The organism is Teredinibacter haidensis (assembly GCF_014211975.1).
Lineage (GTDB): Bacteria > Pseudomonadota > Gammaproteobacteria > Pseudomonadales > Cellvibrionaceae > Teredinibacter > Teredinibacter haidensis.
Genome location: NZ_CP060084.1, coordinates 951,312 through 977,234, shown reverse-complemented (window position 1 = coordinate 977,234; position 25,923 = coordinate 951,312). Strand labels below are relative to the sequence as shown.

At 46.6% G+C, this 25,923-nt stretch carries 20 protein-coding genes and 1 tRNA gene; 12 read left to right on the top strand and 9 right to left on the bottom strand.

Annotation, left to right across the window (positions count from 1 at the left end; all coding sequences use genetic code 11):
• Nucleotides 1-246: 246 nt before the first annotated feature.
• The 3 genes from H5715_RS03950 to H5715_RS03940 all read left to right on the top strand — a co-directional run bounded on the left by H5715_RS03950 (nt 247) and on the right by H5715_RS03940 (nt 2,777).
• Nucleotides 247-1,215 (top strand): tRNA dihydrouridine synthase, encoded by a 969-nt coding sequence (locus tag H5715_RS03950; protein WP_075188111.1) that lies wholly within the window; start codon nt 247-249, stop codon nt 1,213-1,215.
• 413 nt (nt 1,216-1,628) lie between these two features.
• The gene (locus H5715_RS03945; RefSeq protein WP_139309942.1) at nt 1,629-1,931 is read left to right on the top strand and encodes a hypothetical protein; all 303 of its coding nucleotides are present in this window, start codon (nt 1,629-1,631) and stop codon (nt 1,929-1,931) included.
• A 102-nt stretch (nt 1,932-2,033) separates the two neighbouring features.
• On the top strand, nt 2,034-2,777 hold the full coding sequence (locus H5715_RS03940) for an alpha/beta hydrolase family protein (protein WP_075188114.1): 744 nt from the start codon (nt 2,034-2,036) through the stop codon (nt 2,775-2,777).
• Between the two features lie 42 nt (nt 2,778-2,819).
• Here H5715_RS03940 and ggt read toward each other — a convergent pair whose 3' ends face one another.
• Nucleotides 2,820-4,523 carry a gamma-glutamyltransferase gene (gene ggt, locus H5715_RS03935; protein ID WP_246434676.1) on the bottom strand — a complete coding sequence of 568 codons (1,704 nt, stop codon included), beginning with the start codon at nt 4,521-4,523 and terminating at the stop codon, nt 2,820-2,822.
• A 361-nt stretch (nt 4,524-4,884) separates the two neighbouring features.
• Nucleotides 4,885-5,343 carry a methylglyoxal synthase gene (locus H5715_RS03930; protein ID WP_083608263.1) on the bottom strand — a complete coding sequence of 153 codons (459 nt, stop codon included), beginning with the start codon at nt 5,341-5,343 and terminating at the stop codon, nt 4,885-4,887.
• Between the two features lie 173 nt (nt 5,344-5,516).
• Here H5715_RS03930 and H5715_RS03925 point away from each other — a divergent pair.
• From H5715_RS03925 to H5715_RS03910, 4 genes are all read left to right on the top strand, one after another.
• Nucleotides 5,517-5,593, top strand: a tRNA-Arg gene (locus H5715_RS03925).
• 225 nt (nt 5,594-5,818) lie between these two features.
• The gene (locus H5715_RS03920) at nt 5,819-7,246 is read left to right on the top strand and encodes a Wadjet anti-phage system protein JetA family protein (protein WP_075188115.1); all 1,428 of its coding nucleotides are present in this window, start codon (nt 5,819-5,821) and stop codon (nt 7,244-7,246) included.
• Between the two features lie 141 nt (nt 7,247-7,387).
• The gene (locus H5715_RS03915; RefSeq protein WP_075188116.1) at nt 7,388-8,116 is read left to right on the top strand and encodes a DUF4194 domain-containing protein; all 729 of its coding nucleotides are present in this window, start codon (nt 7,388-7,390) and stop codon (nt 8,114-8,116) included.
• A complete protein-coding gene (locus tag H5715_RS03910) occupies nt 8,116-11,754 on the top strand; it encodes an ATP-binding protein (RefSeq protein ID WP_185906595.1) in 3,639 nt (1,212 codons plus the stop codon). The genes H5715_RS03915 and H5715_RS03910 overlap by 1 nt, the downstream gene beginning before the upstream one ends.
• A gap of 127 nt (nt 11,755-11,881) precedes the next feature.
• Here H5715_RS03910 and H5715_RS03905 read toward each other — a convergent pair whose 3' ends face one another.
• From H5715_RS03905 to tnpA, 5 genes are all read right to left on the bottom strand, one after another.
• Nucleotides 11,882-12,904 carry an extracellular catalytic domain type 1 short-chain-length polyhydroxyalkanoate depolymerase gene (locus tag H5715_RS03905; RefSeq protein ID WP_075188117.1) on the bottom strand — a complete coding sequence of 341 codons (1,023 nt, stop codon included), beginning with the start codon at nt 12,902-12,904 and terminating at the stop codon, nt 11,882-11,884.
• 506 nt (nt 12,905-13,410) lie between these two features.
• On the bottom strand, nt 13,411-14,571 hold the full coding sequence (locus H5715_RS03900; protein ID WP_075188118.1) for a helix-turn-helix domain-containing protein: 1,161 nt from the start codon (nt 14,569-14,571) through the stop codon (nt 13,411-13,413).
• Nucleotides 14,572-15,382: 811 nt separating this feature from the next.
• Nucleotides 15,383-16,345 (bottom strand): class I SAM-dependent methyltransferase, encoded by a 963-nt coding sequence (locus H5715_RS03895; RefSeq protein ID WP_075188119.1) that lies wholly within the window; start codon nt 16,343-16,345, stop codon nt 15,383-15,385.
• A gap of 479 nt (nt 16,346-16,824) precedes the next feature.
• Nucleotides 16,825-19,500: a TonB-dependent receptor plug domain-containing protein gene (locus H5715_RS03890; protein ID WP_075188120.1), complete on the bottom strand. Its 2,676-nt coding sequence runs from the start codon at nt 19,498-19,500 to the stop codon at nt 16,825-16,827.
• Nucleotides 19,501-20,033: 533 nt separating this feature from the next.
• Complete coding sequence (gene tnpA, locus H5715_RS03885; protein ID WP_185906594.1) at nt 20,034-20,477, bottom strand: IS200/IS605 family transposase; 444 nt, start codon at nt 20,475-20,477, stop codon at nt 20,034-20,036.
• Between the two features lie 396 nt (nt 20,478-20,873).
• On the opposite strand from tnpA, the gene H5715_RS03880 reads away from it, so the two are divergent.
• Complete coding sequence (locus H5715_RS03880; RefSeq protein ID WP_075186912.1) at nt 20,874-22,034, top strand: DUF2220 family protein; 1,161 nt, start codon at nt 20,874-20,876, stop codon at nt 22,032-22,034.
• Between the two features lie 76 nt (nt 22,035-22,110).
• Here H5715_RS03880 and H5715_RS03875 read toward each other — a convergent pair whose 3' ends face one another.
• Nucleotides 22,111-22,677 (bottom strand): rhomboid family intramembrane serine protease, encoded by a 567-nt coding sequence (locus H5715_RS03875; RefSeq protein WP_075186911.1) that lies wholly within the window; start codon nt 22,675-22,677, stop codon nt 22,111-22,113.
• The gene (locus tag H5715_RS03870; RefSeq protein WP_075186910.1) at nt 22,670-22,948 is read right to left on the bottom strand and encodes a DUF6471 domain-containing protein; all 279 of its coding nucleotides are present in this window, start codon (nt 22,946-22,948) and stop codon (nt 22,670-22,672) included. Before H5715_RS03870 ends, H5715_RS03875 begins: the two co-directional genes overlap by 8 nt.
• Nucleotides 22,949-23,092: 144 nt before the next feature.
• Here H5715_RS03870 and H5715_RS03865 point away from each other — a divergent pair, with 144 nt between their 5' ends.
• Genes H5715_RS03865 through H5715_RS03850 form a run of 4 tightly spaced genes read left to right on the top strand, consistent with a single transcriptional unit; the run spans nt 23,093 to nt 25,922 of the window.
• Nucleotides 23,093-23,497, top strand: coding sequence for a DUF2170 family protein (locus H5715_RS03865; protein WP_075186909.1), 405 nt, complete (start codon nt 23,093-23,095; stop codon nt 23,495-23,497).
• On the top strand, nt 23,494-24,186 hold the full coding sequence (locus tag H5715_RS03860; protein ID WP_075186908.1) for a PspA/IM30 family protein: 693 nt from the start codon (nt 23,494-23,496) through the stop codon (nt 24,184-24,186). Before H5715_RS03865 ends, H5715_RS03860 begins: the two co-directional genes overlap by 4 nt.
• A gap of 3 nt (nt 24,187-24,189) precedes the next feature.
• Nucleotides 24,190-25,221: a potassium channel family protein gene (locus tag H5715_RS03855; protein ID WP_083608139.1), complete on the top strand. Its 1,032-nt coding sequence runs from the start codon at nt 24,190-24,192 to the stop codon at nt 25,219-25,221.
• A 53-nt stretch (nt 25,222-25,274) separates the two neighbouring features.
• On the top strand, nt 25,275-25,922 hold the full coding sequence (locus H5715_RS03850) for a YjfK family protein (RefSeq protein ID WP_075186907.1): 648 nt from the start codon (nt 25,275-25,277) through the stop codon (nt 25,920-25,922).
• The last annotated feature ends 1 nt before the right edge of the window (nt 25,923 follow it).

Here is a 25,923-nt window from a genome sequence, read left to right as displayed (position 1 = left end):
TGTTGTGTCTACGACCCAACAATACCCTGATTTTTTACAATACTATTAATCGCGTAAAAATGAACAGGTACATAAGATAATGAAAAGTGCCCCACATGAGCAAGCTCAACATAGAATTTTCTTCCTTTTCGATCTCTTTTTTTCGTTACGCCGAGTGTTTTATCATCATTCTCTCTTATTGCTATTGAACGCAATTTGCTACACTCGCGCGCCGATGAGCAAGCAAATATATAAGCAGGGCATTTTATGCGAATTTTTCTCGCTCCCATGGAGGGCGTAGTTGACCACCCAATGCGTCGCACCCTCAACGCCATTTCTAGCCTCCCCAAGGGAAACGCCATTGATGTTTGTGTAACAGAATTTATTCGTATTTCCGATCAACCTCTCCCCTCAAGAGTGTTTTTACGCAGCTGCCCCGAGCTCTTAGGTAAGGACAACTACTCCGTTAGGGTTCAGCTCCTAGGCAGTAACCCCGAAGCGCTGGCTCTTAATGCACGCAAAGCCGCACAGCTCGGAGCGCCAGCCATCGATCTAAACTTTGGCTGCCCAGCAAAAACCGTCAATAAAAATAAAGGAGGCGCCTGCCTATTAGATGAAACAACCCTTATTTATGAAATTGTTTCAAAGGTACGTGAAGCGGTACCCGCGACAACCCCAGTTTCGGTAAAGATTCGTCTGGGCTACCAAGAGCGAGATTCTTACCTTCGCAACGCAGAAGCTATTGAAAAAGCCGGAGCCAACGAGCTGGTTGTTCACGCTCGCTCAAAATCAGACGGCTATAGCCCACCCGCTTACTGGCCTTGTATCAGTGAAATAAAACAACACATTAAAATCCCCGTTATTGCGAATGGTGAAGTATGGAGCCTGGACGATTACCTGCTGTGCAGAAAGCAAAGTGGCTGTGCCGATGTAATGCTCGGCCGTGGCCTACTAGCAAAGCCCGACCTGGCATTAGCCATAAAAGCGCATATTAACGGTTACCAGCACATTCCACTGAATTGGCGAGGCATCGCACAATATCTCTACCAGTTTTTCCTTGAAACCAGCGAACTTTACCCCGCCAAATATACTGGCAACCGCCTAAAGCAGTGGTTGCATTATTTGCAACGAAATTATCCAGAGGCACAAAAGCTGTTTAAAGAGATTAAACACAGCCGAGAGCGAATATATATCCAGAATCGCTTACAGCGCGATATCACTAATAAAGCGCAGTAACCTATATATTTTGAGCTAGCTCAAATCTACAGCTGTCTATCCGGCTTACCCGCTGACACCATCAAATATCCTGTTTCCCCTAACGATAATAAATCAAACAATAATTCCAGGGTGCCTTATGCTGAGCCCACTTCGCATCGCTGTTATAGCGTTTTTATCCATATTTTCATACCCCGGTACTGCCGAAGTTCTACCACTGGAATATTTTGCCAATTTACCAGATGTTCGAAATGTGTCCCTGTCACCTTCCGGTTTAAAACTTTCCTCACTAATACGTATAGATGTCGGACAAACCAAAGGAACCGGAATTCAAGTAATTAATCTAAATACAGGCGAAAAAAAATCGTTCTATTCAGTAATAACGCCAAACACTACTTATTGGCTCCGCCTGGTGGAAAGATGCAGGATGCAGGATGCAGGATGCAGGATGCAGGATGCAGGATAGTAAGCTAAAACGAGAGCTTGTCTACGCCGATAAAAAATACGATGTCTTCGGTAGCATTATCTATCCACCTAAAACTGGCGAAGCCATTGGCATAGGAAGCACCGATGAAGAGGCACACAATACTTCGCACCCGAATATAAAATACTTCAAAAAAATAGATAACACACCTCCAACAACTCGCAACTTTATCTACGCTATAACAAAAGGCGAAAAAAAGTTTTTGGTGCACTCCACTGGACATACAGATTCTGGGACATATTATATAGGCTAGAGAAATCCTACCCAACTTACCCCTATCGCATACAAGTATAAAAAGCTTACACCAAACATTCTATCCCCCGTAACAAGAATTAAATACGAAGCACGAGATGGATTGTTAATAGAGGCCTATCTGACCACGCCAAAAACCGGCCCAAAGAAAAATTTGCCTACATTAATGTTTCCCCACGGAGGCCCTATGGCAAGGGATTCTAGAGCTTTCGATTACTGGGCGCAGTTTTATGCCAGTCGGGGTTATGCCGTACTGCAAATGAACTTCCGCGGAAGTACTGGCCAGGGCTTTGAGTTCCGAAATTCTGGCCTAAAAAAGTGGGGAAAAGAAATGCAGGATGACATTGAAGATGGTGCGTTAGCATTGATTGAAATAGGCATTACCGATCCCGATAAGGTTTGTATAGTCGGCGCCAGCTACGGTGGATACGCAGCACTTATGGGCGTAACAAAAACACCCGATCGTTACAAGTGCGCTATTAGTATTAACGGTGTAAGCAACGTCCGCGATCTAGTGATAGACAACCGAGCATTTTGGCGCAGTTACAATATCGTAGAAGAAATGATCGGCAACGACTTACAGGAGCTAAAAGCAATTTCTCCAGCGTACCGTGCAACCGAAATTAACGACCCAGCTCTTTTAATTCATGGCGAACTTGACCGACAAGTAGACATCAAGCACAGCCACCAAATGCGAGATACTCTCGAAAAAGCAGGTAAAAATGTTGCCTTTATTGAGCAACCCAACGAAGATCACTACCTTTCCAATGAGACAAATCGCATTGCTGCATTCAAAGCAATGGATGTTTTTTTAAAGAAAAATCTTCCCGTAGAACAATCACTGTAAAGTGCAAGGGCCCTTCCCCCAGAACGGGCCTAATCTATAATTTTATTCCGACATCCTGTCCTTTAAACGCGGTTCAGAAACCGCTACAAATCGACCATTTTCCAGGGCAATACTTTGCGCTGTTCCAAACCCTGGCCAGTCTGCCAATTGATGCCCTCGCGCGTCCAGGCCTTTTCGCAGACTCTCGTCAACACTTGGATCGATCAACGTCCTTTCAGGCTGCCATTGTTGGTGCACTCGCGGGACCTCCATCGACTTCAGTAAGGAGTTGTCAAGAGCCAAGCGGTTTACCAGTATTTGCACTACCTGGGTAATAATTGTCGGGCCACCCGCAGCACCGGTAGTTAAAACGGGCTTACCCTTTTTTAACACAAGGGTCGGGCTCATGCTGGAAAGCGGTCTTTTGCGTGCTTCAACCTTATTCGCACTATAACCGATCAAACCGAAGGCGTTCGGAACCCCCTCTTTCGTAGCGAAATCATCCATCTGGTTATTCATTAACACTCCAGTTCCCGGGATAGTCACCTTACTACCGTAACTGGTATTTAATGTGGTGGTTATAGCCACCCAATTCCCTTCGCGATCAGCCACGGCAATATGAGTGGTGTGACGATTGAAGATATCCGTTGTCGATTTTGGTGGCGTACTGTGGCCCTTCACCTGGGTTGCTTTGGCAGCATCTATTTTGTTCGCTAAGGCTTTTGCGTAACTTTTCTCGATAAGGCCTTTCGGAACATTAGCAAAATCGGCATCCCCTAGCCATTGGGCACGATCCGCAAAGGCAAGCTTCATAGCCTCAATTGTCGTATGGTAGCGATCAATTTCTGTGAGCTGCTTAAGCGGGAAGTTTTCCAGAATATTCAGAATTTGTGCGACAGCTACGCCTCCAGAGCTTGGAGGAGGAAATCCAACAATATCATAACCATGAAAGGTTGTGCGGATAGGCTCACGCAGAAGAACCTGGTACCCGGCAAAATCTTTTTCAGTAACCCTGCCACCATTTACCCTCATCCAGCTCGCAACCTGCTTGGCGAAATCTCCTCGATAAAAGTAATCACTGCCATGATCAGCCAGCAGCTGATAGGTTCGAGCCAGATCCGGCTGTTTTAAAACGTGCCCGGCCCCCCAAGCTTGGGCGTCTTTATCCAGGAATATTGCGGCACTAGCGGGAAATTGATTCAGCCGGGAAGCCGTGCGAGCCAAGCGCTTGGCATCGTGACTGCCCAGAGAAAAGCCCTGTTCGGCAATATTTACGGCCGGCAGAACAGCCTCCTTCCAGCTAAGCTTTCCGCCCTTTTTCAACAGGTAGTCCAGCGCAGCAACTGAGCCGGGAACACCGATAGCGAGCGCCCCAGTTTTACTTAGGGATGGGTCATACTCACCATCCACCAGAAACATTTCCTGTGTGGCGTTCACTGGCGCCATTTCTCGGCCATCAATTGCCTCTATCGATCCGTCGGCCCAGCGAACGAGAATAAAACATCCGCCACCAATACCCGAGTTCGCGCTATCAACCACACCAAGCGTAAAAGCAATGGCGGCTGCAGCATCGACAGCGTTCCCACCGTTGGCAAAGGCCTCCAATCCTACTTGGCTGGCAATACTATTCACCGAAGCGACAGCACCACGGCCATCCTCAGTAACAACAGCCATCCCCGCATAATCATTAGAGAACGGAGCCTTGGCAAAACACGGGTGGCTGCAGACCACCAACAGTAAGCTTAAAATCCAAATTGGGCGTTTCAAACTGTTTATCCTCTGGATTGTTCGGGATAAACAGTATCACGAAAACGGGAAATGAGAAGTATTTCTTTAACAGAATCAATCATTTGCGCTAACCGAAACAACCATGCGAAACAATAATGACGCTAAAGAGCTCCACGCCCCAACTTATCGAACGAAATTTGAGCGGACGATATTGAAAAAGCCACGCATTCGAAAAGGGATTACACCACACAGACCATCCCAGCCCACTAACCGCCGAAGCCACAAGTCGGGGAGGTTATGCTTGTATCGATAAAAAAATATAAGAAATGCGCGCCTTAAGCGCGCACATATTGGGGAGATAGATGAGAGGCTGCAAAAGTACACAACCACTCAAAGCAGATCAAACAATTCGCTCAGCGATATAAGATTCGTAGTCAGGTACCTGACGCTCATAATCTTGAGAGATCAGCTGTGAATAGATAATAAAGTCCGCAGAAGCAGGATTACAGGCCACGGGAATGTTCCACACGGCCGCGATGCGCAATAGAGCTTTTACATCGGGATCGTGGGGCATTGGCTCAAATGGATCCCAGAAAAATATAAGCATATCCACGTCACCTTGAGAGATCTTGGCACCAATTTGCTGATCCCCTCCCATCGGGCCGCTTGCGCACTTTTGAATGCTTAAACCCGTGGCGGATTCAAGCTTGTACCCGGTTGTGCCCGTGGCATACAAGTTGTGGCGACCAAGTTCCGCCTTATGTTTAATAGCCCAAGCACATAAATTTTCTTTCATATTATCGTGAGCAATCAGAGCAATATTCTTTCTTTCTAGTAATTTGGATGGTTTTGTTTTCAAAGCACTACCCCTAAACGACATTAAATCATGTTGCCAACAGTTTAACCGATTCTGCCGCTCTTCGCGGCCCACAATAAAAAACTTAAAAATCCTGCAATCTCCCTCTTGACTCTAACCAGCCAACTGCATAAGATACGCGCCCTCAACGAGCTACATGGCAGTTGAAACCCCACGCACTCGTAGCTCAGCTGGATAGAGTACTCGGCTACGAACCGAGCGGTCGGAGGTTCGAATCCTCCCGAGTGCGCCATACAAAAAAAACCGGCCCTGTGCCGGTTTTTTTGTGGGTAATGTTTGACTCCACAGGCTGCCCCAGCGCAGCGACGAAGCCCCAAAAGCGCATAACATCCCTTGGGCCGGTACAATTTACCCTTCCCGAAGTCATCCTTAAATCCACCCAAAAAACCCATTCCCATCCCTTTCGTAAACCACTACCATACGCTCCCAGATAAGAACTCGGTGTACCTCGAAAAGCATGTTTTTCACCCCAGAGCGCCAGCACTTTTTCAAGCCACTTACCAGTAAGTACCGCGAACAAGTGGTTCACTGCCTGTGCCTGCTCTACCAACGCTTATACAGCTCCAACGCCGACTATGGCTCGTCGCTCTGCCGTGACCAAGTGGTGGAAATACTGGAGGAAGCTCTCGTGCGCGCTCCTATACTGGAAGCAGACGATGAGGAAGAGGAAACGCGCTTTAAAAACAACCGCGAGCAAGGCAACTGGATTCTTAAGCAGCTGCTGGATTTCGGCTGGCTAGAAAAGCAAGTGGACACTGCCACCATGCACACCACCTACCCTTTCAGCCGCATGGGCCGCAAATTCACCCAATCGCTAGTCGAATCAGACAGCACCCAAGTTCGCACTCGGCACCGCAATACTCGTAACACGCTGAATGCCCTAGAGGCCTTCCTCAACCGCGGAGAGGTCCACGACCTTATCGATGCCTTCGAGTCCTCGGAACGCATTGTGACCGATTTCACTGATGTCATCTCCGAACTGGAAGAACGCAAGCGTCAACTGGTTCGCGAGGTCGAAGCCCAGCAGCTAGTACAACAGGCGACCGATCAATTTTTCGAGTTTATGGAAAAACGTTTTCAGCCAGATGTATCCGTTCGCCTTTCCGCCGACAGCGTAGAAAAACACCGCGACCAGATTCACAAGGCTATAGGCAAAATTCGCCGCAAGAAAACCGACAGCAAGCGACAGATTGAAATACAATTGCGCAGACTGGTACCAGAGCTAGCGATAGAGGGGCAGTCAGTGCTATGGCTTATTCTCGACACCATTGAAAGACGCATGGGCAATGCCGCCGACATTATGCTGCCAGCTCTGCGCCGCGCACTGCACGGCTTTACCAAACGCGCCGATATCATTATTCGCCAACTCAGCTACCTTAACAGCCAGCAAAATAACGACCTACTGCAAGTGTGCAAAGGCCTGCAAAGCTTGTCGCCACAGATGTTCGAAAAAAAAATGCAGACTGCCGCAGAGCAAATGACTACGGTGAAGCTGCAACTAATCGACCCGGCGCATATAAAAGTGCAGGAGCGTAAACAAACACAGTTTGTAAAAACGGCCGTTAGTGAAGAACAATCCGTAGACGAAAATGCTCAGAGAGAAATCCTTATTCAGCAATTGCTGGATCAGGCGTTTACCATTAACAACCAGAATGTACGTGAGTATGTAATAAAAGCACTTCGCTCAGGGCAAAAAATTTCTTCCCGTAATCTACCGGTCGACAGCGCTCCCGATTTATTGGCAATGGCTCACATTGTAGAATTGGGTGCGATTAATAATTTAAGCACAGAGCATAGTTTTAACGTAGAACCAACTGGCCACAGAATTAAAACCGAATATTACGATGAGCTGGATGAGTTTACGATAGAACTAAAAAAAAATTAATTTTGAACCACAACTAGCAATACATCAGGGGAAGGATTCAAAAGATATCCCCTGGCACATATCATCAACCGTCGCGACAGTTTGAAGAAAATACTTTGCCCTACACCCCCAATTTAAGTGGAAACAACAGCTACAAACAAAATGATCGAAAACTTCCTTACAGAACAACTGGGAAAATCCGGCCTAAGCCGTGATGAATATTCCGAAATTTTAATCCGTCTTTTAGATTACGGCGTAATCTGCCGCGACGAAAGTCAGATTGAGGCAACTCTTTACGACCGTTATCTTCAGTGTGCCGGTTTAATAGAAGAATATTTACACATTATCGGGATCCGTATTCAACACAACCGACAGTTTGCCTTTATTCGCATCTACCCGCCGGGCGCAGAAATCCCCGGTTTGATAGACGACGAAAACTCTCCCTATAACAGCGGTTTTCGCTCTCGCCCCAGCCAACAGGAAGTCGCCGTTATTTTGGTGCTCCGCGCAGAATACGAAAAGGCCCTTCGGGAAGGCCAGGTGGATGAAAAAGGTCGGGTTATGATTTCGCTGGAAGGGCTGGCCATCGCCATCAACAACCTTCTCAAACGCCATCTACCGGAAGGCCAAGTCGAGCGAAACAAGCTTTTTACCCGCTTGCGCCAGTTGCGCTTAATCCAATTCAATATCGATACCGAGCTAGATAGCGATGAAAGCTGGATCAGTATTCAACCCTCCATCACCAGTTTTGTGACCGACGAAGTGCTAAACAGTTTAAAGGGTGAGCCGCCCATTGAAACAAGTGAAGAAAAACCGAATAACATCGTAGCCAGCACCATGTTCGACAACCCCGAACATGGTGATGTAGTGAACAACGAGGATGCCCACTAATGTTTTTAAAGAAAGGTGTCTTCGTTAACTGGGGCAATATTCCACATCTGGAATTTGATTTTGGCCCCATCAATTTATTTTCCGGCGGCAACGGCTCAGGTAAAACCACAGCGGCGGATGCGATTCAAACTTTAATGACAGCCGCGCACGAAAATCTGTTTAACTACAACCCGGGTCAAGACGAAACGACACAGAAGGGGCGCGGCGGCAAACAGGTACGTACCCTCGCTTCCTATGTTTTGGGTTGCGACGACGGCAGCTATGCTCGCCCCCACGCCACTGATGGTTACGTTGCTGGCATATTTCACCCAACGCAGGGTGAAAATAGCGAAGCCTTTACTGCCGTGATGTGTATACGCGCCCATGTCGATAGCGCCGGAACACAAAAACAGGCAAGACTGGACGATTTAATTTTTTTAATCGCGCCCGGAGAACAACTGGCACTTTCACACTTTGTACGTGAATACCCCGATGGTAAACATATCGTTCCTATTACAGAAATTGCCACGTTACTGAAAAAGGAATTCGGCAGCAAAAACATTGAAATTTACGATAAAAAAGGTGCTTATCTGCGCCGCCTTTACGGCGCGCTCCGCGGCCGCCGTGAAGCCGTATCGGACCGTGAGGCCAAACACGCAGCGCGTACATTCTCCAATTTTATGGCCTACAAACCAGTTAAAAGCATTAACGAATTTGTCGCCCGTGAAGTGTTGGAACCTAAAGATCTAGGCGATGCTATTCGCAACGTTTCCGAGCTGATGAAAACCATTCATCAAATGGAAAGCGATACCAGAGCAATACGTGATTCCATTGAGACCCTCACCCTGGCCACCGATGGAGCCAAACGCTATATCGATACCTGGGTGGAACGCCGCCTGGCAGAATATATCGAAGCCTCGCGCCGCTTTGACAGCAACCACAATGCCTATGTTTCTGCGAAGCAGAATCAAAAAGAAACCCATGAATCCCTGATCGAAAACGAAAATAAAATTCGCCAAAGTGAGCAGCTCCACCGGCAAACACACGAAGACATTATTACGTTGGAAGCACAACGCCAGGGCATTACCGCACTTAAAGACAAGGACGCTTTGGAAAAATCCATTGCCGACGCAAACCGTACGCTGGCAGAAAAAGCCCGGCCGTTACTGGAACAGCACCACCAACTAGAACGTAATATTCAGTCAAGCCAAAAGCTCACCAGCGCCTTAAACGAATTTTCTCTTGCGGTGGATATTCCCGCGCTCGACAGTAAAGAATGTCGTGCATTGGCCAAAACCGTTACCGCCAGCGCCGAACTCACAGATTTTGACCTAACCCGCTTACTGGGCAGAGACTGGATTGACACCGCACCACTGGAATCCTACCTGGGGAAGGTAACTCAGGCCGAAACCGATCATCGCCGTTGGGCCAACTATCTACACTCACAACCACAAAACAACGGAAGCAATATCCGCGACCAGATTGCCCTTCTGCTATCCAATCAAAACCGCAAACGAGAAGATCTGCAAAACCGATTGCGACAGAAACAAAAAGAAATTCAATTACTGCAAAGTAAAAAAATCAACTACCCGCCCTATGTAGAAAGCGCGCTGGCCGCTATAAAGAAAATCTGTCCGCAGGCAGACCCACGAGTACTCTGCGACTATATTGAAATTCTCGACCCCAAATGGCAAATGGCCATCGAAGGCTATATTGGCGGTGCTCGCTTTTCGATTATTGTGGAGCACGAATACGAAGCCGAGGCTATTCGTATTGTGCGCAACCTAGCTGATGCCCGCCGCAATCGCGCCCGTGTTATTCAGGGTTACAAGGCCCAGCGCGATGCCGAACGCCTATCGCTTCCGAATCATTCGGTTATCGAAGTCATGGACTTCAGCCACAAAACCGCTGAGTTCTACCTGCGAGCCTCTTACGGCTCAGTAATTCGGGTGGAGGATGCCGAAGCCTTGCGCTCGACAGCGCGCGGTATTACACCCGAAGGTTTGGGGTCAGGCAGTTACAGCATGTGGCGATGCGATCTTGATGATAGTGAACTGGTCTTCGGCCAGGGTGCCCGTGAGCGTGCGCTAAAAGCGAAAGAGAAAGAGCGCGAGCAAATCGCCATAGAAGCGAACAGCGCCGAACAGGATTACCAGCGTATCGCACGTATTTTCGAACAGGTAGAGGCTATCCGGCCTGTACAGTGCGCCGAAGTAATTCAAACCATACTTGTACTCCACCGAGACATTCAAAACGCCGAGTCAGCCCTGGAGCGTTTGGATTTGAGTGATTTCCAGCTACTAGAAGAACAACTTCAAAGCCTCAAAACAGCCTATAACGAACAGCAAGAACAAAATCGCGAGCTGGGCAAGGAGTCCGGTCGCTTACTGGAGCGTGAACGCCAGTGCGAAAAGAAGGTGAAAGAGCTGGCCGACGCCGTTGACGTATTCCAGGAAGCCCAGGAAGAAGCTGAAGTCGCCATCGAGCGCATCGGTGACTGGCACCCGGATTTCGATAGCACCTACGCTTTACAGCAAGCTGATCGACGAGCAAAACAATCGAGTAACGATTTTAATTTTGAAGATGAAGTTCAAACCCTGAGCGGCAGCTTGGAAAAAATCGAGCGCGAACTTTTTGATACCATTCGCAGCCACAACCAGCAATGCAAAGAACACGACTCCATTCTATACGATACCGGTTTTGGCGATCGTCACGGTGACGAGTTTTTTCAACGCTTGGTCAAACTACGCGGCGAAGTGGATTTAATTCGCAATCGCCTGAAAAATAACGTGTTGATAGACAAGTACGACAAACTCACGGGCCTGAAAGACAGTTTTAACACCGCCTTTATTACCAACCTGTGCCACTCAATCTACCAGGCCATTAGCGACGGCAAGCGCATTCTCGACGATCTAAACCGCGAGCTGGAACATCACCGCTTTGGTGCTGATCGGGAGCGCTTTTATTTTGGCTATGAATGGGTGCCCGAGTTTAGGGATTACTGGCGCTTTTTTAAAGAAGTGATCGACGTACCCAATCTGGGAGACGGCACCAGCCTGTTCGATGCCGAGCTGTCGGAAAAAGCCTGCGCCGTGCGCGACAAAATGCTGGAGATGCTGCTCGATAAAGATGAGCAGGTCGCCTTGCGTGAACTCGGCCGAGTCAGCGATTACCGCAACTATCGCCACTACGAAATCTACAAAGAACCCGAAGGCAAGGCCCCTATTGCCCTCAGCCAATACGGCACCGGCTCGGGCGGCCAGCTGGAAACACCAGCCTATATCATTCGCTCAGCCGCCATTACCTCCGCCTTTCGTTTTAACGAGGGTAATGCCCACCTGCGCATGGTACTGGTAGACGAAGCCTTCTCAAAAATGGACGAAACCCGCTCACGGGAAGTCATTAACTATCTAACCGAAACCTTGGGCCTACAACTGGTCTTTATTATGCCCACCAGTAAATCTGGCCCCTTTATGGATTTAATCAGTAACCAGTTTGTTTTCAGCAAGTGCCCCACCGCCACCAAAGTGGGTGAACTGAACACGCGGGTACTGGTCGATCGAAAAGCCTGCAATAAGGAAAAAATTAAGGGCTTATGGGCAAAACATCGCAAGATGGTGCGACATCAGGGAATGCTGGACTTTATGGAGGGTGTTTAGCTACTAGCAGGTACTCGTTCCAAAACAGCAGGTAAACGATGGAGTGTTGATCTCGCCATAACCAATTCCCCCATCCTGGAGAATTCAAGTTGCCACCGCAGTGACAACTTGAACGCAGCAAAGGATATTAAATTTCAGTATCCAAGCCAAAAAAAGCCATAACTGCCGCCTCGTTAACGGGTAAATTATGGGAAACACCTTCAAGACTGTACGCCTCTACCAAAGGCGCGCCAGCATCCTGACCGTAGCGAGTTAGCGTAGCGCCGTTAGACAAAGTTTCAGTCGAAACAGGGGCTTGCGAGGTTCCATGAACATTCGTCCACTGCTTAATAGCTTCTCCAAAGTTTGCATAGTTAAGCACTTCGTCGGCTGTACCATGCCACAGCTGAAAGCGAGGATACTCACCCGTGTAATCCGGGTTTGCATTACGAACCGCATCACCCCATTCCTGCGCTGTTTTAGCTGTAGTGCCATTGGCACATGAACTATTCCATTCTGACGAACCATTTGTCGCAAAACAGCTGTAAGGCACACCTGCAAACGCTGCGCCAGCGTTAAACACCTCAGGGTACAGAGCAAGCATCACATTGGTCATCATCGCACCTGACGATACGCCGGTAACAAATATGCGTGTATCATCTGTATTGTATTGGCTCTGAACAAACTGAATCATAGACATCAGCGCAACCGGATCGCTGCCGCCATCACGGGTCAAGGCGTCGGGTGACGACACATCAAAACACTTGGAGCTACGTGTAACCGTGGGATATATCACGATAAACCCATACTGTTCAGCCATGTTCGCATACTGGGTATTCCGATAAAAGGTTGGACCATCCCCTGAACAGTAATGTACCGCCAGTAAAATGGGCGCCATATTTGGCAAGTTTTCGGGTACATACACATGCATATCCAGGTTGCTTGGGTTTTCCCCAAAGTCATCCACCTTTGTAAGGCTCGAGGAAGGGATCTCAGGGGTCGGAGCGGGTGTCGGCTCCAATGTCGGCTCCGATGTCGGCTCTGGCGTGGGAGCTGCTGTAGGCGTGAGTGTAGGTAGCGTGTTGAGATCGTCACCTCCATCACCACCGCCACATGCAACGATGGTTGTGGCCGTGACAATTAAAAGGATCGTCATTACTATATTTTTCATATGTTTTTATATCTCTCTTATGGTTATAGCCAGTACAGCTAACGTTAATTTTCGAAAGCAACGCTCTTCCCTTCGTCGTTACGCCAGATCCCTTTACGTAAACAATCAAAGAAGAATGATGTGTGTGGTGGTGTCCCTAAGGGTTAACAGAACGATTGGTATTGCCTCCAATCCACTTATTATTTTTACCTCCCAAGCAGGGCGCTACCGAGCAAGCTCAAGCAGTCGCCGAGCCTTCCATTGGTAAGGGGTGATACAGACACCGAGGGAGTGTTGAATACCTTATTAAGAACGCCATTCGCCTCGCTAGAGATTGCGCAGAGACTAAAGGTACTTATCCCGAAAGCCCCTATATCTTTGCCCTAGCCCATACTCGGTGCGATAAATATCAAGTGGATCACACTAGCTTATTCTGTAACGCCGCTTTGATAAATTAACCTGGGAAAGATGAAAAATTGCAGATAGTGAAAGGTTTCTTGCACATTGTTGAAGACAATAGCGGCCCACTAGGAGTGTTTTTCCTCTACCGCCTGCTTTTGGTAGGCCTTGGGCGTACAGCCATACTGGCTCTTAAATATACGGTTAAAGTACGAGACATTGTTGTAACCCACTGAATAAGCAATTTCAGCAATACTGCCGCTACGTTCCAACAATAAACGCGCTGCTTCAGTGAGGCGCAGCTTATTAAGGTAAGTGCTAAACGTTACGCCCACACCATCCCTCAATAATTCATTAATTTTTGTGCGGTTAACCCCCAGAGAGGTCGCCGCCATTTGCAGGGTTAAATCCGGATTAGCATATTCTGTGGCCATAAAACGTAATACGGCGTTTTGATCCTGATTCTCTCGGGACTCCACAGGTAGCTGTTGATAGGCTATCAGAGGTCGGTTTTGTTGCATTTTCTCCTGCACAGCCAAAATTTTCTTGTGGATGTGCCGGCGAAAAACCCCGTAGATAAACGTCAGCCACACCGTGATTGCGAGTGCAGCAGACAAATAGATAAACACCCGGCTGCGACCGTGAAGCACAACCTCACCAATTTTCACATTAGAGAGGGTATCCAAGCGGCTTTGAGGGGAGTTTACGATAGAAAAACTCCTTATTTTGTCGAGCTGGTAGTCTTGATTGGAAAAATCTAAGCCGTAACGCTGTAGCCACCACTCAGGTGTATCTAAACGTTTTAGGTCGATTTCCACGTTACTCCACTCCTCAGAGCAGGTAAAAAAAGTAGTGGACACGCGATAAGTAGAAAACTGGCGGCTATCGGTGACCTTCTCGTCGAAGGTATGAAGCGCAAAGGCGAGCACATTGCGGGGGGCACAACGTACCGATAAAGTCACCGTAGCGTACTTAGACCAATCGATATGATTATCCGGGTGCTTATAATCGCCAAAAGTAACCCCCAGCGAGGCGTAGGAAAACTGAACGTTACTGGCCAGGTTATAGTCAAAATCGAGACTATAAGTATCGTCGTTAATGGTGATGATAGACGAACCACCATCTTGCGCATCTGAGCTGTTAAACGTCTTCCATGGGTAGGTACTCTTATGCACTGGAAGCAGGGGATCATCCAGGCGAGAAGCTTTCGTTACCACATAAAAGCCAAGAAATGATATAACCAAAAGTGCTGTAAGTAGGGTGACTGGATTTGTATAGAGCTTGGACATTCTTTAGCTTGTCGTCGTGGCAGTTCAGTAAATTCGGCTACAGCAGGCGATGTGTGGTTCGCACTTGCCTCCAATGGAGATCAGCCAGAGCTATAGGTTAAGCCTTACAAACCGTAGCAGACAATTTGCAAGCCGTCCTAACTCATTCCCACAAGAATAAGCATCTTCTCCTACCTGAAGCACTTGGTTTTTCACTTCAAAAACATCTAGGTAAACCCAAGTAGTCCCCGCGCGGAAGAATACAGCCTTTTCTTACACAAAAATAGCGAGCCTCAACTGGCTATTACTTATGTAAGCGGTGAAAAAGTAACCTTTAGGCTGTTACGGTACAGCTATCTAGAATTTCATTTTGTCCTCGGCAAACAATACTCATCCGGCACCCTCATAAAGCTCGTAATATCTGCCACCGAATTTGCCGTTTCTGCCCAGATCCCTCCTACCTTTTTATCTTGAAGCCTCGGGTTCCGAATCGGGGCTCGTACAGAAATGAGTATCAAACCGAGAAAGCAACAATTCAGGGGGCAATACCTGTTAAGAGGGCAAAAGTATGAGTTAGATTCATTCTCGCCCAGGATCATTCACTTACCGGCCCAGCTCCGCCTTTCGCTTTAACAAAAGTGACGTCCACCGGCGCAGGTGCTAGTAGACGAACGGAATACACGAGCACTGGTCAACCGAAAACCTGCATCATGAAAAGGTCAATTGATTATGAACATGTTATCGCAGATAGTGCAGAAACAGAAAATCTTGGGTTTTATAGTCAGTCCTTAGGTGGCAATCAATGGACTCTAAATACGAGTATACACCCGATCTAAGCAATCAATATTTCCCAGCCAACCAGAGAATTATTTTCAAGAACCGTGGGTTTACATTTTACTGTTGTAAACCCCAATTTCATTGCTGCTTTCGTTAGTTGATCAATTGCATTTTGATCCAGAGCAGCACTAGCCATATCCTTTAACCTGGCTCTGGCCTGAACAAAACGTTCTTCCGCGTTGTTCGCCAACTTGACGCGCTCATCTCTACTTTTTGTGGAAGCGACCTTGGCCAATTGAACGATTGCACTCACAACTCCTTTTGCTGTTTCATCTTTTCTATGCGAAGACATAAACGTATTCATTCGGCGATTTAATTCCTGCGCACCGACTGTTGCTTTTCGAAGCCCCCTCTCCTCAGTATTCTTATTTTGTTCAGGGGTGCCGAGCGTATAAAAATAGCCTGACAGGAAGCCAAACAAATCCAATTCATCCAAGGCCTCTCTGTAAATATCAAGCTCCACTCTAGAGGCTTTTAGCAATTCTGAATCAGTATGATGGCTAATTGCCACAAAACGTCCGCCCTCTCTCAACAACCTGCGCACCTCAACTAGCGTTTTACCTATATCGCTATACTCAAAGCCGAATTGTGAGGTGATAAGATTAAAACAATGACTTTCAAAGGGCTGCTTCTCACACGGAGTGTTGCTGTGGAATTCGATACCGTTTCGAACACTGGCATAGCAACCGTGGACAGACGCATTAATTACCGCTATATCCGTTGCTGAGACCAAAAAACTCTTACTGCTTTTATTGCTCACATCCATCGCAATGGCGGCTATTGCACCGTTCCCAGTGGCAATATCAAGCACCTTGGCTCTACTGGGTAACGCGAGGAAATGGTCTCGCCAAAAAGCTAAAGTTGTACCATCGTAATTATGCGGTTTTGAAACGCCAAATGTCGTGATATAACCTTGCTGCCAAAACGTACTCCAATGCTCTCCACACTTAGCACTCATGTCCAAACCCCAACTATCTGCAATACTAGGAAAGCTCTGATCAAGTCAAAATATGTTCCAGCCTTGACCAGAGGCTCCCAAGCTTTACCGTCTATAAAATTTATCGAGCCCCGATTATAACGGCTTAACGTTGACCTTCTACACAAACAAACCTACCTACAACCCAGCTATCACTATTATCAAAGAACAACCAAGCAATCTATCTGTTCTAATTTTTGACCAAAAAAAACTACAACGCTAAGCAGCACACAAGAACATACTGGTCTACTTTCCCCACTGCGGCGACACCACAGGCAAAACTCAATTTAACACCTTTTTTTTGATCGAGTACAAGTACAGAAATAAAATTGTGCAATGCTAGTAGCTACGTCCTTATCGCACTTTTAATTCCATCCAACAAAAAACCCACCAAAAGGTGGGTTTCGATATTTTCGCTAACAAAACCTAAACGCTGCAAACTAACAACCGTCCAAGCTAATTTAGAATTTAATTTTATACTCGGCAAACAATACTCGTCCAGTACTGTCATAAAGCTCGTAATGACTGCCATCGAATTTGCCATCTCTATCAAGAACAGGATCTTCGTTGGTCAGATTGCGAGCGCCAATCTTCACCTCACCAAAGGTATCCAAATCATAGGAGTAGGAGAGGTTCAATGTAGTCAAACTATCCAAATCTTCATCTGATTTTTCCAAAACTGATTTACTGCCTGTTCGAACGACAAAGTCTTGCTCTGCCGATGGACCTATATATTCAACGATCAGGTCCACACGGTTCGAAGCGAGAGACCAACCAATTCCCCACTGGCCTTTTACCTTTGGTTGCAGATTATATCCGGCGGTATTCTGATTTCCACCGGTAAAGTATGCCGACTCATCAAATGAAAGACTATATGCGACTAACAGATCACTAGTCACCGTACCGAATCGTGTATCTATATAGCCATCAATTTGGAAATCTAATCCCGTAGCACCTAGGTCACCGCTGTTCGTATAAGTACTGTGTATAACGGGTAAACCTCCCGTACGATCAACGTAGGTACGAGCGACCAATACCACACCAGCAAGCTCTGCATCGAATAATTCCTGCGGTAGTGGCTGAGTAATAATATCTTGAATATTGATGTCCCAATAACCTACATCAAGAGTCAAATTATCCAGCGGACGCCAGTTAATACCGAAGCTCAGCGATTCAGACGTTTCTGGCGATAGATCTGGGCTGGTGTAGTAGTAAGTATCAAACTGACGACTTGGACACTCTTCAGGAGAAATATCGCTCAGAGCACAGGTATATTGGTCTGAAGCATCTTCAGCAGAAAATCTCTCAGGGCCATAGAGTTCATCCAAACCTGGTGCTCGAAATCCCTGACCATAACGGGCACGTAAAGTCACTTCATCCGTAACACCCCAAGTAGCGCTAATAGTTGGAGAAACATTTTCACCAAAATCGCTATAAGAGTCGTATCGTATAGATGCGTTCAATTCAACCCTGTCAGCCACTGGGGCGAGTAGTTCGCCAAATATGGCGACAACATCGCGATCCCCATCAGAAGAGTTTCCTGAACTACCACCAACTAAACCCGCCTCAGAGGCACGGTCATATTTGTTTTGATAACTGAATTCCATGCTCTCTGCGCCAACCAACCCAATCACATCTCCAGCGCCAAAGAGATCACCTAGACCGACTTGCATATGGCCGTAGACTTTAGACATCTTACTGAAGTTATCCTGCGTACTGGTTGCACTCATGGCACCAGCGCCTTCGACGGTAAAGGGGTCGATACCCTCATTCAGAACATAATCCAGACCAGGGTATGACAAATAGTAATATCCATACTCCTTAACATCGTAGCTACTATTTTGAACGTAAACGTCATAGCTGATATTGTCAGTTAAATCGCCCTGTAATCCAGCGGAAAAATCAATGAGGGTGTCTGTTACATTGTTGTCGCGTGGACCAATGTTAGTCCAGCGATAGTAGCCGTAGAGCTCATAGTCTTCCGTAATTTCGCCTGATTCCAGAAGCGTATCGATATCAAATGGAACATCCGCATAGTCCGCAGGCATATCCGGCCAACCAGCCGCTGGTGGGGCATAACGGCCAAAAGATTCAACACGAGAAACCAGAGAACTAACATAAAACTCCGCTTTATCATTCAACTTATAGGTCGCATTTACATAAGCATTGGTTTTATCGAGGCTGGCCTTGTTGGCTGAAATATCGGCATAACCGTACAAGCACACGGTGGAATCCGTTAAACCAAACGCCATGTCAGCGCTCGCTTCACCATAGAAACCATCTCCAGCCGCACAACTTGTGGCAGCCTTTAGGCCGTAATATTCCGTATTGGGATCCCAAAGTTCAACCGCTTTACCGTAATAGGAATACCCGTCTGTTTCAACGTAGGCATCAATTACACCGTTACCATTCTCGTCACGTGCCCAAGGCGCCGTATAGTCACGATCTTTATCCCAAACTGGGTCACGCTTACTCTTCTCAACAGCAAACGTAATATTGCCTCGATCAGTATCAAAACCACCAACCAAACTTATTGCACGCTCACTGCCGTCGTCTTCACTGCGATCCCCATAACGCGCAGTCAATTCGAAGCCGTTAATCCCGCGCTTAGTCATCATATTCACAACACCGGCAACAGCATCCGTACCATAAATAGCCGATGAGCCATCGGCCTGTATATCAACACGCTCAATAGCAGCCATAGGGATCATATTAATATTTGTTACAGCCGCGCCCATATTTGGAGAACCAACCATACGGCGACCATCAACCAACACCAACGTACGCTGGTCACCGAGACCACGGAGGTTAATCGAGGCATTTGACTGTGCTGAAGACCCCGACCGTTCACTAAAAGAACCGTAGCTGTTCAACGGAGAGGCACGCAGTACATCGGCAATATTTAAGCTGCCCAGAGCTTCAATTTTGACTGCGTCAATACCGACAACTTGGCCACCATTTTCAAAATCGCTACTACGTTTAATATGTGAGCCCGTAATAAGCATCTCTTCCTGCTTAGAAGTTTCATTAGGAACCTCACTGTCCTGCGCCAACGCAGGTAAACAAGTCAGCAAGGAGGCTCCCAACCCCAGGCTGGCGAAACGAACGGCCACTGCAATTTTTTTTTGCTTAAACATTTAATCTCTCCAAAACGATTGTTTTCAATTTGTCAAATTGCTGAAACACTTAAACACTACCCTTCTTGGCCTATAGCGCAATACTCAACGGCGAAAACCATAAAACCGTCATAAGTAACGGAACTTTGGTTTATATAGGGAAAACGTAATTTTTATGGTGTATATACATTGCATGTAATGAAATCGGCTTAAATGTATTTACCGTCCTCTTAACAAAAAAAACACCAGGGATCTATTTGTTATCGGAACAATTGATATATCTTAGTCACCCAAACTTACGCGCCAAAATTTCGTTATAAATACCGACTTAATTCATTTTTTATTGCCGGGCATTGTTACGGTAATTTCTTGATCGACTTTATTATTTATCTAAGCAATGCATGTACCACTACTTAAATTATCTTTCCGCTTTTTTATTAACTATAATTTAACTGTCGAAAAACTCCTCCGAGCTTCGCATAGTAGCCACACCAATATCGATGTCAATGCTCACACCAACCACATAAAAAACTCGGCCGCAAGCGACCGAGTTTTTAGAAGAGCCCCAGCTGCTTACTGTTTTCTTCACCTTTATTCATAGCTTCAAGTTGATTCTCAACATACTCGCGAATGACTTTTTCACTCGCATTTCCGATCGTTTCGACAAAGTAGCTTTGAGTCCACAATTTGCCACCCCAGAAATATTTATGCCTTATTTGTGGGTGTATTCGAAAAAACTCTCTTGCCGATAAGCTTTTGATTTTCTGCATAATACTTGATGGTGAATCTTTAGGCTCAGCTCTTACAACCATATGTATATGATCTACTGGAATCTCAAGCTCCACAATTTCTATATCGTAGTCATATCCGATCTTCTGGATAATGGCTTTCAAATCTGCTCGAAATGGTTCTTCAAAAACTTTATGCCTATATTTTGGTATCCATACAAAGTGATACATTATTCTATACACATGATGAGTATTTCGACGTAACTCCATAAGTTGGCTACCCCACAATGGCTAAAGCCATTGTACGCTATCCAGCTCGGGGGCAAGCCCCCGAGATTTACGCTATGCGGTTAAACTGACATATTAGACAACATTTACAACCAATCCCTCGACATCAGGTAATCGCAATTGGCGCGCATAAAAACATTCATCACCAATATGATGCGCCCTAACAATTGTTGCACCACTAACAAGCGCTCACAAGCGCTAAACAAACAAAAACGCATCGATCCAACACTATCGATGTCACCTAAATAACTAATCTTTACGAATAAATTTTTTGCGCCTTATCTCGCAAGAAGAACTATCGTCGGTGTATGCTTAATCTTGATTACGGTGCGCGATCAAGTATTCTGTGCGGCACCTAACAGGTGGGGAGAAGCGGTTATGAATATAAAAGAAAATGTTTTTCGTACACGTCCTCGCTGGGTAGATGAAGAACCGGCAATTATTGGTTTACTCGACACCTTTCTACACAAGCTGGAAAAAGGGCATCGGTTGTCGATGCGGATTAACGCCAAAACACTACCCGAGCTCTTCGACTTCGGATCACCAGAAGTGAAATACCTCTGGTCGTTAGTTAAATCCCTTAACAATGAATATCACATTATCTCCATTCGCTTTGCCCGCAACAAACCCTACCAAGAGCCTTACGATAATGCTCAGATTGTTTTTAATCCCGAAAAGGAAGAACTGGTTCGAGACTGGTTAAATCGCCCAGCATTGGACCCTTACGCGCTCGTTTGGCAAGACACGCTACGAAAGCTAAAAGATCGCTTCGAGGATCACGGTCAATCCCTTTCAGAGCAAATGATCCGCCTGCCAGACCAAGGGGCAGAACAGACACTGCGCGCATTTTCTCGTATGGGAGGAATGCTGCAAAAACCAATCACGTTACGCGCGCTATCTGCTCGTTGTTTTTGGGGGGACTCAAAGTTTCTCGATCACCGCGAAGAACTTGTTCGTAACCTCTACCCTTCTGCCAGCCACAATCTTTTAGCTCGCCCCATTTTAATGACAGTATGCCTCTCCGATGTAATCGACCGAGTCCTCTTTATCGAAAACCAGGATAGCTTTCTGGCGCTTACCAACGCAGAACTTCACAACACCACCCTTATTTACGCAGCGGGTTTTCGCGGTTCCGCCACCCGAATAAGAGAGCATGGCAATGTCGCTTTTACCTTTTATGGTGAACGAGCTAGACCATCGAGCTTCACTTTATTCGAAAACTGGTGGTTTGAACCGCAACAACATACCACTGTTAACGTGCGATTCTGGGGGGACCTGGATTATTCGGGGATGGGAATACTTAAAGCCCTTAAACACATTTTTCCCGAAATTGATGCTTGGAAACCGGGTTATTTACCACTAATTGAACGATTACAACAAGGGCTTGGGCATGCACACGAAAGCAGCGGGAAAGAGCGGCAGAAAGACCCCCACCTAACCGGCTGCGAATTTGCGGACTTGGAGTTACTTCCCGCCATGAGAAAGTATGGGGGATTTGTGGATCAGGAAGCGGTTTTGCCGCAAGAGCTTGGTCAGTGAATACGAAGAAACATTTTCTAGAGCCAACAGAAAACCCGCCCCCAAACTTGAAGCGCGAAAACAGGAAAAGACAGCTCTATGTGCTTGCAGATTGCTTTTCTTGCTTTCTGAAAAGTGCTGCTAACATCATACCGGCAACAAAACCCCAAAAATGAGCGGCCCAGGATATGTGCGGCAATAGCCGCAGTAACGACAGCAATGTGCCACTGTAAAGAACGAAAGATATTCCGGCGCATAGCCAACTGCGTAGACTCGGGTTAAAGTAGGCATTGGCAAATAAAAACCCAATAAGACCGAAGACCATCCCGGATGCACCAACAACAATACCGCCAAAACCGAATAGCCAAACACCAATACCCGAACCCATAGCACTCCAAAACATCACTCCGACCATCAAACCCGCGCCAATCGACAAACGTAAAATAGCGGCCAACACCAAGAGCGGAAGCGTATTGGAAACAAGATGGAACAGCCCACCGTGCAGAAAAGGAGCAAAAAAGATTCCGGAAAGCCCCGCAAAGGTTCTGGGTTGAATACCGAGACCATTGAAGCTAAAACCGGGCAACAGTAGATCAACAAGATAAATCACCCACATTAGGGCAACAAAAATCAGCGCTTCCGTGGGTAACAGACGTTTAATCATGGTGAACCTGTTTCAATATTTCGCGTAAGGCGTCATTCTCCACCCCGAGCACGTCGATAATCATGGTGAATAGATCAGCTGAAAACATTCCCTTGTGGGTTTTGCTTCGTAAGTTTTCCGGCGTCATAATGATGCCTCGTTGAGCCAAGCTGACGCTTAAATCATCATACTTCATCCCTTTAAGTACCAGTGCCGCACGGATATAGCGCGTAATGGCCTGCTTATACGGCGAGAGGGTTTGGCGATTACTAAGGCTTTGATCTTGATTCATATGTCTGCCTATGCGAGGACAATTGTGTTCCATGTTACATACGGAGCGCCCCCAAGGCAACAAAAGTAATTTATGATTGACACTATTAGTCATAGTGATATATTTGTGACCTATGTTACACACTAACTGGAAAGGAAAAAGCTTATGTCTTGGAGTAACAGCACCCTGCAGTTGATTGCCGACGCCCAGCCGTTATGGGTTGTGGAAGTCGAAGGCGACTGCCTTAGCATTTCAAATGATGAAGGTGTCGATGCCTTTATTTATGCGGGAAGTAAGCAGATTCTCGTGGAAACCGCCCTATTTCCTGCGGCTAGTGTCACTGACACAGCCGCCTTAAATGACTTAATACTGCGCACCCACCAACTGGTGCCACTCACGACCATTTGTCTCAATAAAATTGGCGGTGAGGACTACTACGTCGCTTTTGGCGCTTTATCCATCGACAGTAAAGAGAGTGTAGTCATTGAAGAGATCGAGACACTATTCGATAACGCCGCTGAATTCTTAGATCTATATAACGATTACCTAAGTGTGGAGTCCGTAGCATGAGCCTGAAGAAAATATGGACCGCCTTGCGCGGAGCAACTAACGAAGGCCTCGAAGCCGTAGCCGATTCACAAGCCATACGCATCTTGGATCAAGAAATGCGAGAAGCCAAAAAAGAACTGCAAGCCTGCGACGAAAGTCTCACCAAAATTATGGCCAAGCGAAAACTTGCTGAAGGCAAGGTGAATGCGTTAAAAACCGATGTCGACACCTATACTCATCATGCCATTGCAGCTAATGAAAAAGGTGATGAAACACTCGCGATAGAATGCGCAGAGCGTGTTGGAGAGCTGGAGACGAACCTTGAGACAGAGCAAAGCCTGCTAGACAGCTTTGTTACATCAGAAAAAACATTAAAAGCCAATATCGCCAAAGCGAAAACCAATGTTCGCAGAATGGAACAACAGATTGATCAAATAAAAGCCACCGAGTCGGTTCAAAAAGCACAGGTAGCCGTTTCCTCTCGTCATACGGGCGCTAACAGCAAAGTGAAAACCGCTTTGGGTAGTCTTGAGCGCATTAAGGCTATGCAGCAGCAACGCAGTGCTGAGCTGGAAGCGGCCGAAGAATTGGCCAGCGAAGAAAGCGGCAGTAGCCTGGATGCTAAGTTAAAAGCGGCGGGCATTCAGCCCGGCGGACAAAAAAGTGGTAGTGATAAACTGGCACAGCTTCTCGCCGCCAAAAAAGGGTAGTCGGTGCTGTTATTAAAACTGAGCCGCCGTATGGCGGTTGTGTTTTTAAACATGAATACCGCGTCCACCTTGGCGGGCGTGGTATTTTACGTATTGATATCCTATCTGCTAATGGCTTGGGCTGGTGAAGCCGATTTAATTACGGCAGAAAATTTCTTCTATTGGCTGATTGTCACCGCCTCAACCGTCGGTTACGGGGATCTATCCCCCTCAACATATGCAGGCAAGTTAGCGGCAAGCTTATGGGTTATTCCCATTGGCTTAAGCTTATTTGCACTCGTTTTGACCCGAGCCGGTTTTTATCTTTCTGCACTGGCCCTTAAGGGAAAAAAAGGATTCCGCATGATCCAGACTGAAAAGCATTGCATTATTATTGGCTGGAATACTGCGCGCACACTGCGCTTAATAGATTTATTGCTATCCAACACCAACGGGCACCGTGAACCGATTGTTCTATGTGTGGTCGCAGATATTGAAAATCCGATGCCGGGTAAAATCGAATTTGTTCGTGTAGAATCTTTTTCCCATGCGGAATCAATGAAGCGGACAAATCTTTCAAACGCCAGTCGTATCATAATCGATACACCATTAGACGACGTAACCTTAACAACGGCGCTTTTTTGCGAGCGTATGAGCCCTAACAGTCACAAAACCGTTTACTTTCAAGATGAAGGTGTTGGTGAATTGTTGCGCATGCACTGCCCAAACATCGAAGTTATACCCTCGGTTTCTGTAGAGATGCTGGCTCGCTCGTCGCTCGATCCGGGCTCCTCATTGCTGCACATGCAGCTACTCGATAGCACCTACGGAATGACGCAATATTCAGTAGCTTACGAGAGTGATGAAGCCCTGAAATTCGGTGCTATTTTTAACCACTTCAAAACCAATCTTGCATCAACCATTATTGGCGTAAAACATAAAGACAAGCACACTATAAACCTTAACCCTCCGCTTGAACTGTCTGTACGCAAGGGCGACTTATTATATTATATTGCCGCAAAGCGACTAGCCAAAAACCAGTGCTTTGAACTCTAGAAAGGTCTCCTGACCCAAACTGAGGTATCATTAGCCCTTATTGTGAGAAATCTATGTTCAGTAAGTTGTTTGGTAAAAAATCAGAAGATGAACCTCTTAAAGATGCGCCCAGCATTATGGGCTTGCGCCTCGGGGGAAGCTTTGAAGTTGATCCGCTGCTGTTCAAGTTAATCGAAAGTGAATTAGTGACCAAGGGAGCCGCTACAACACATATTATTAAAGCCGCAGGTATTGCCGAGTTTGGTGGTGCTTGGGTATTCCGTTTTTACACCGATGACGATGCGTTTTTACAAGTGATTGCCGATGGTGGGAAAACCGATACGCATGTGGTTGATGTAAAGCTTTTCTATTTTTACGATACCCAGGACATTAGCACCAAAAAAGTTTGGGACACACTACTCAACGAACAGATGGGAACACCGGTGTACGGTTTAGAGGGGCAGAGCTATGAACGAGTCTGGACGTCTGCCAGTAATTATCACAACCCTGTTCCAATGACTGAAAAAACGTACGACAGCGATGGGGAATCATCCGAAACCGATCAGTTCACTATGTTATTTGAACGACCCATTTCCGATGGTCGCACCGAATCACTATTCCTCTCTGCGGAAGAAACAGTAGAATCCGGCAACCTGAGCCGCTGTTTCGTTCTCAGTACAGGCATAACATTAAGCCCTTCCCAGCTCACTATTCACGGGTAAA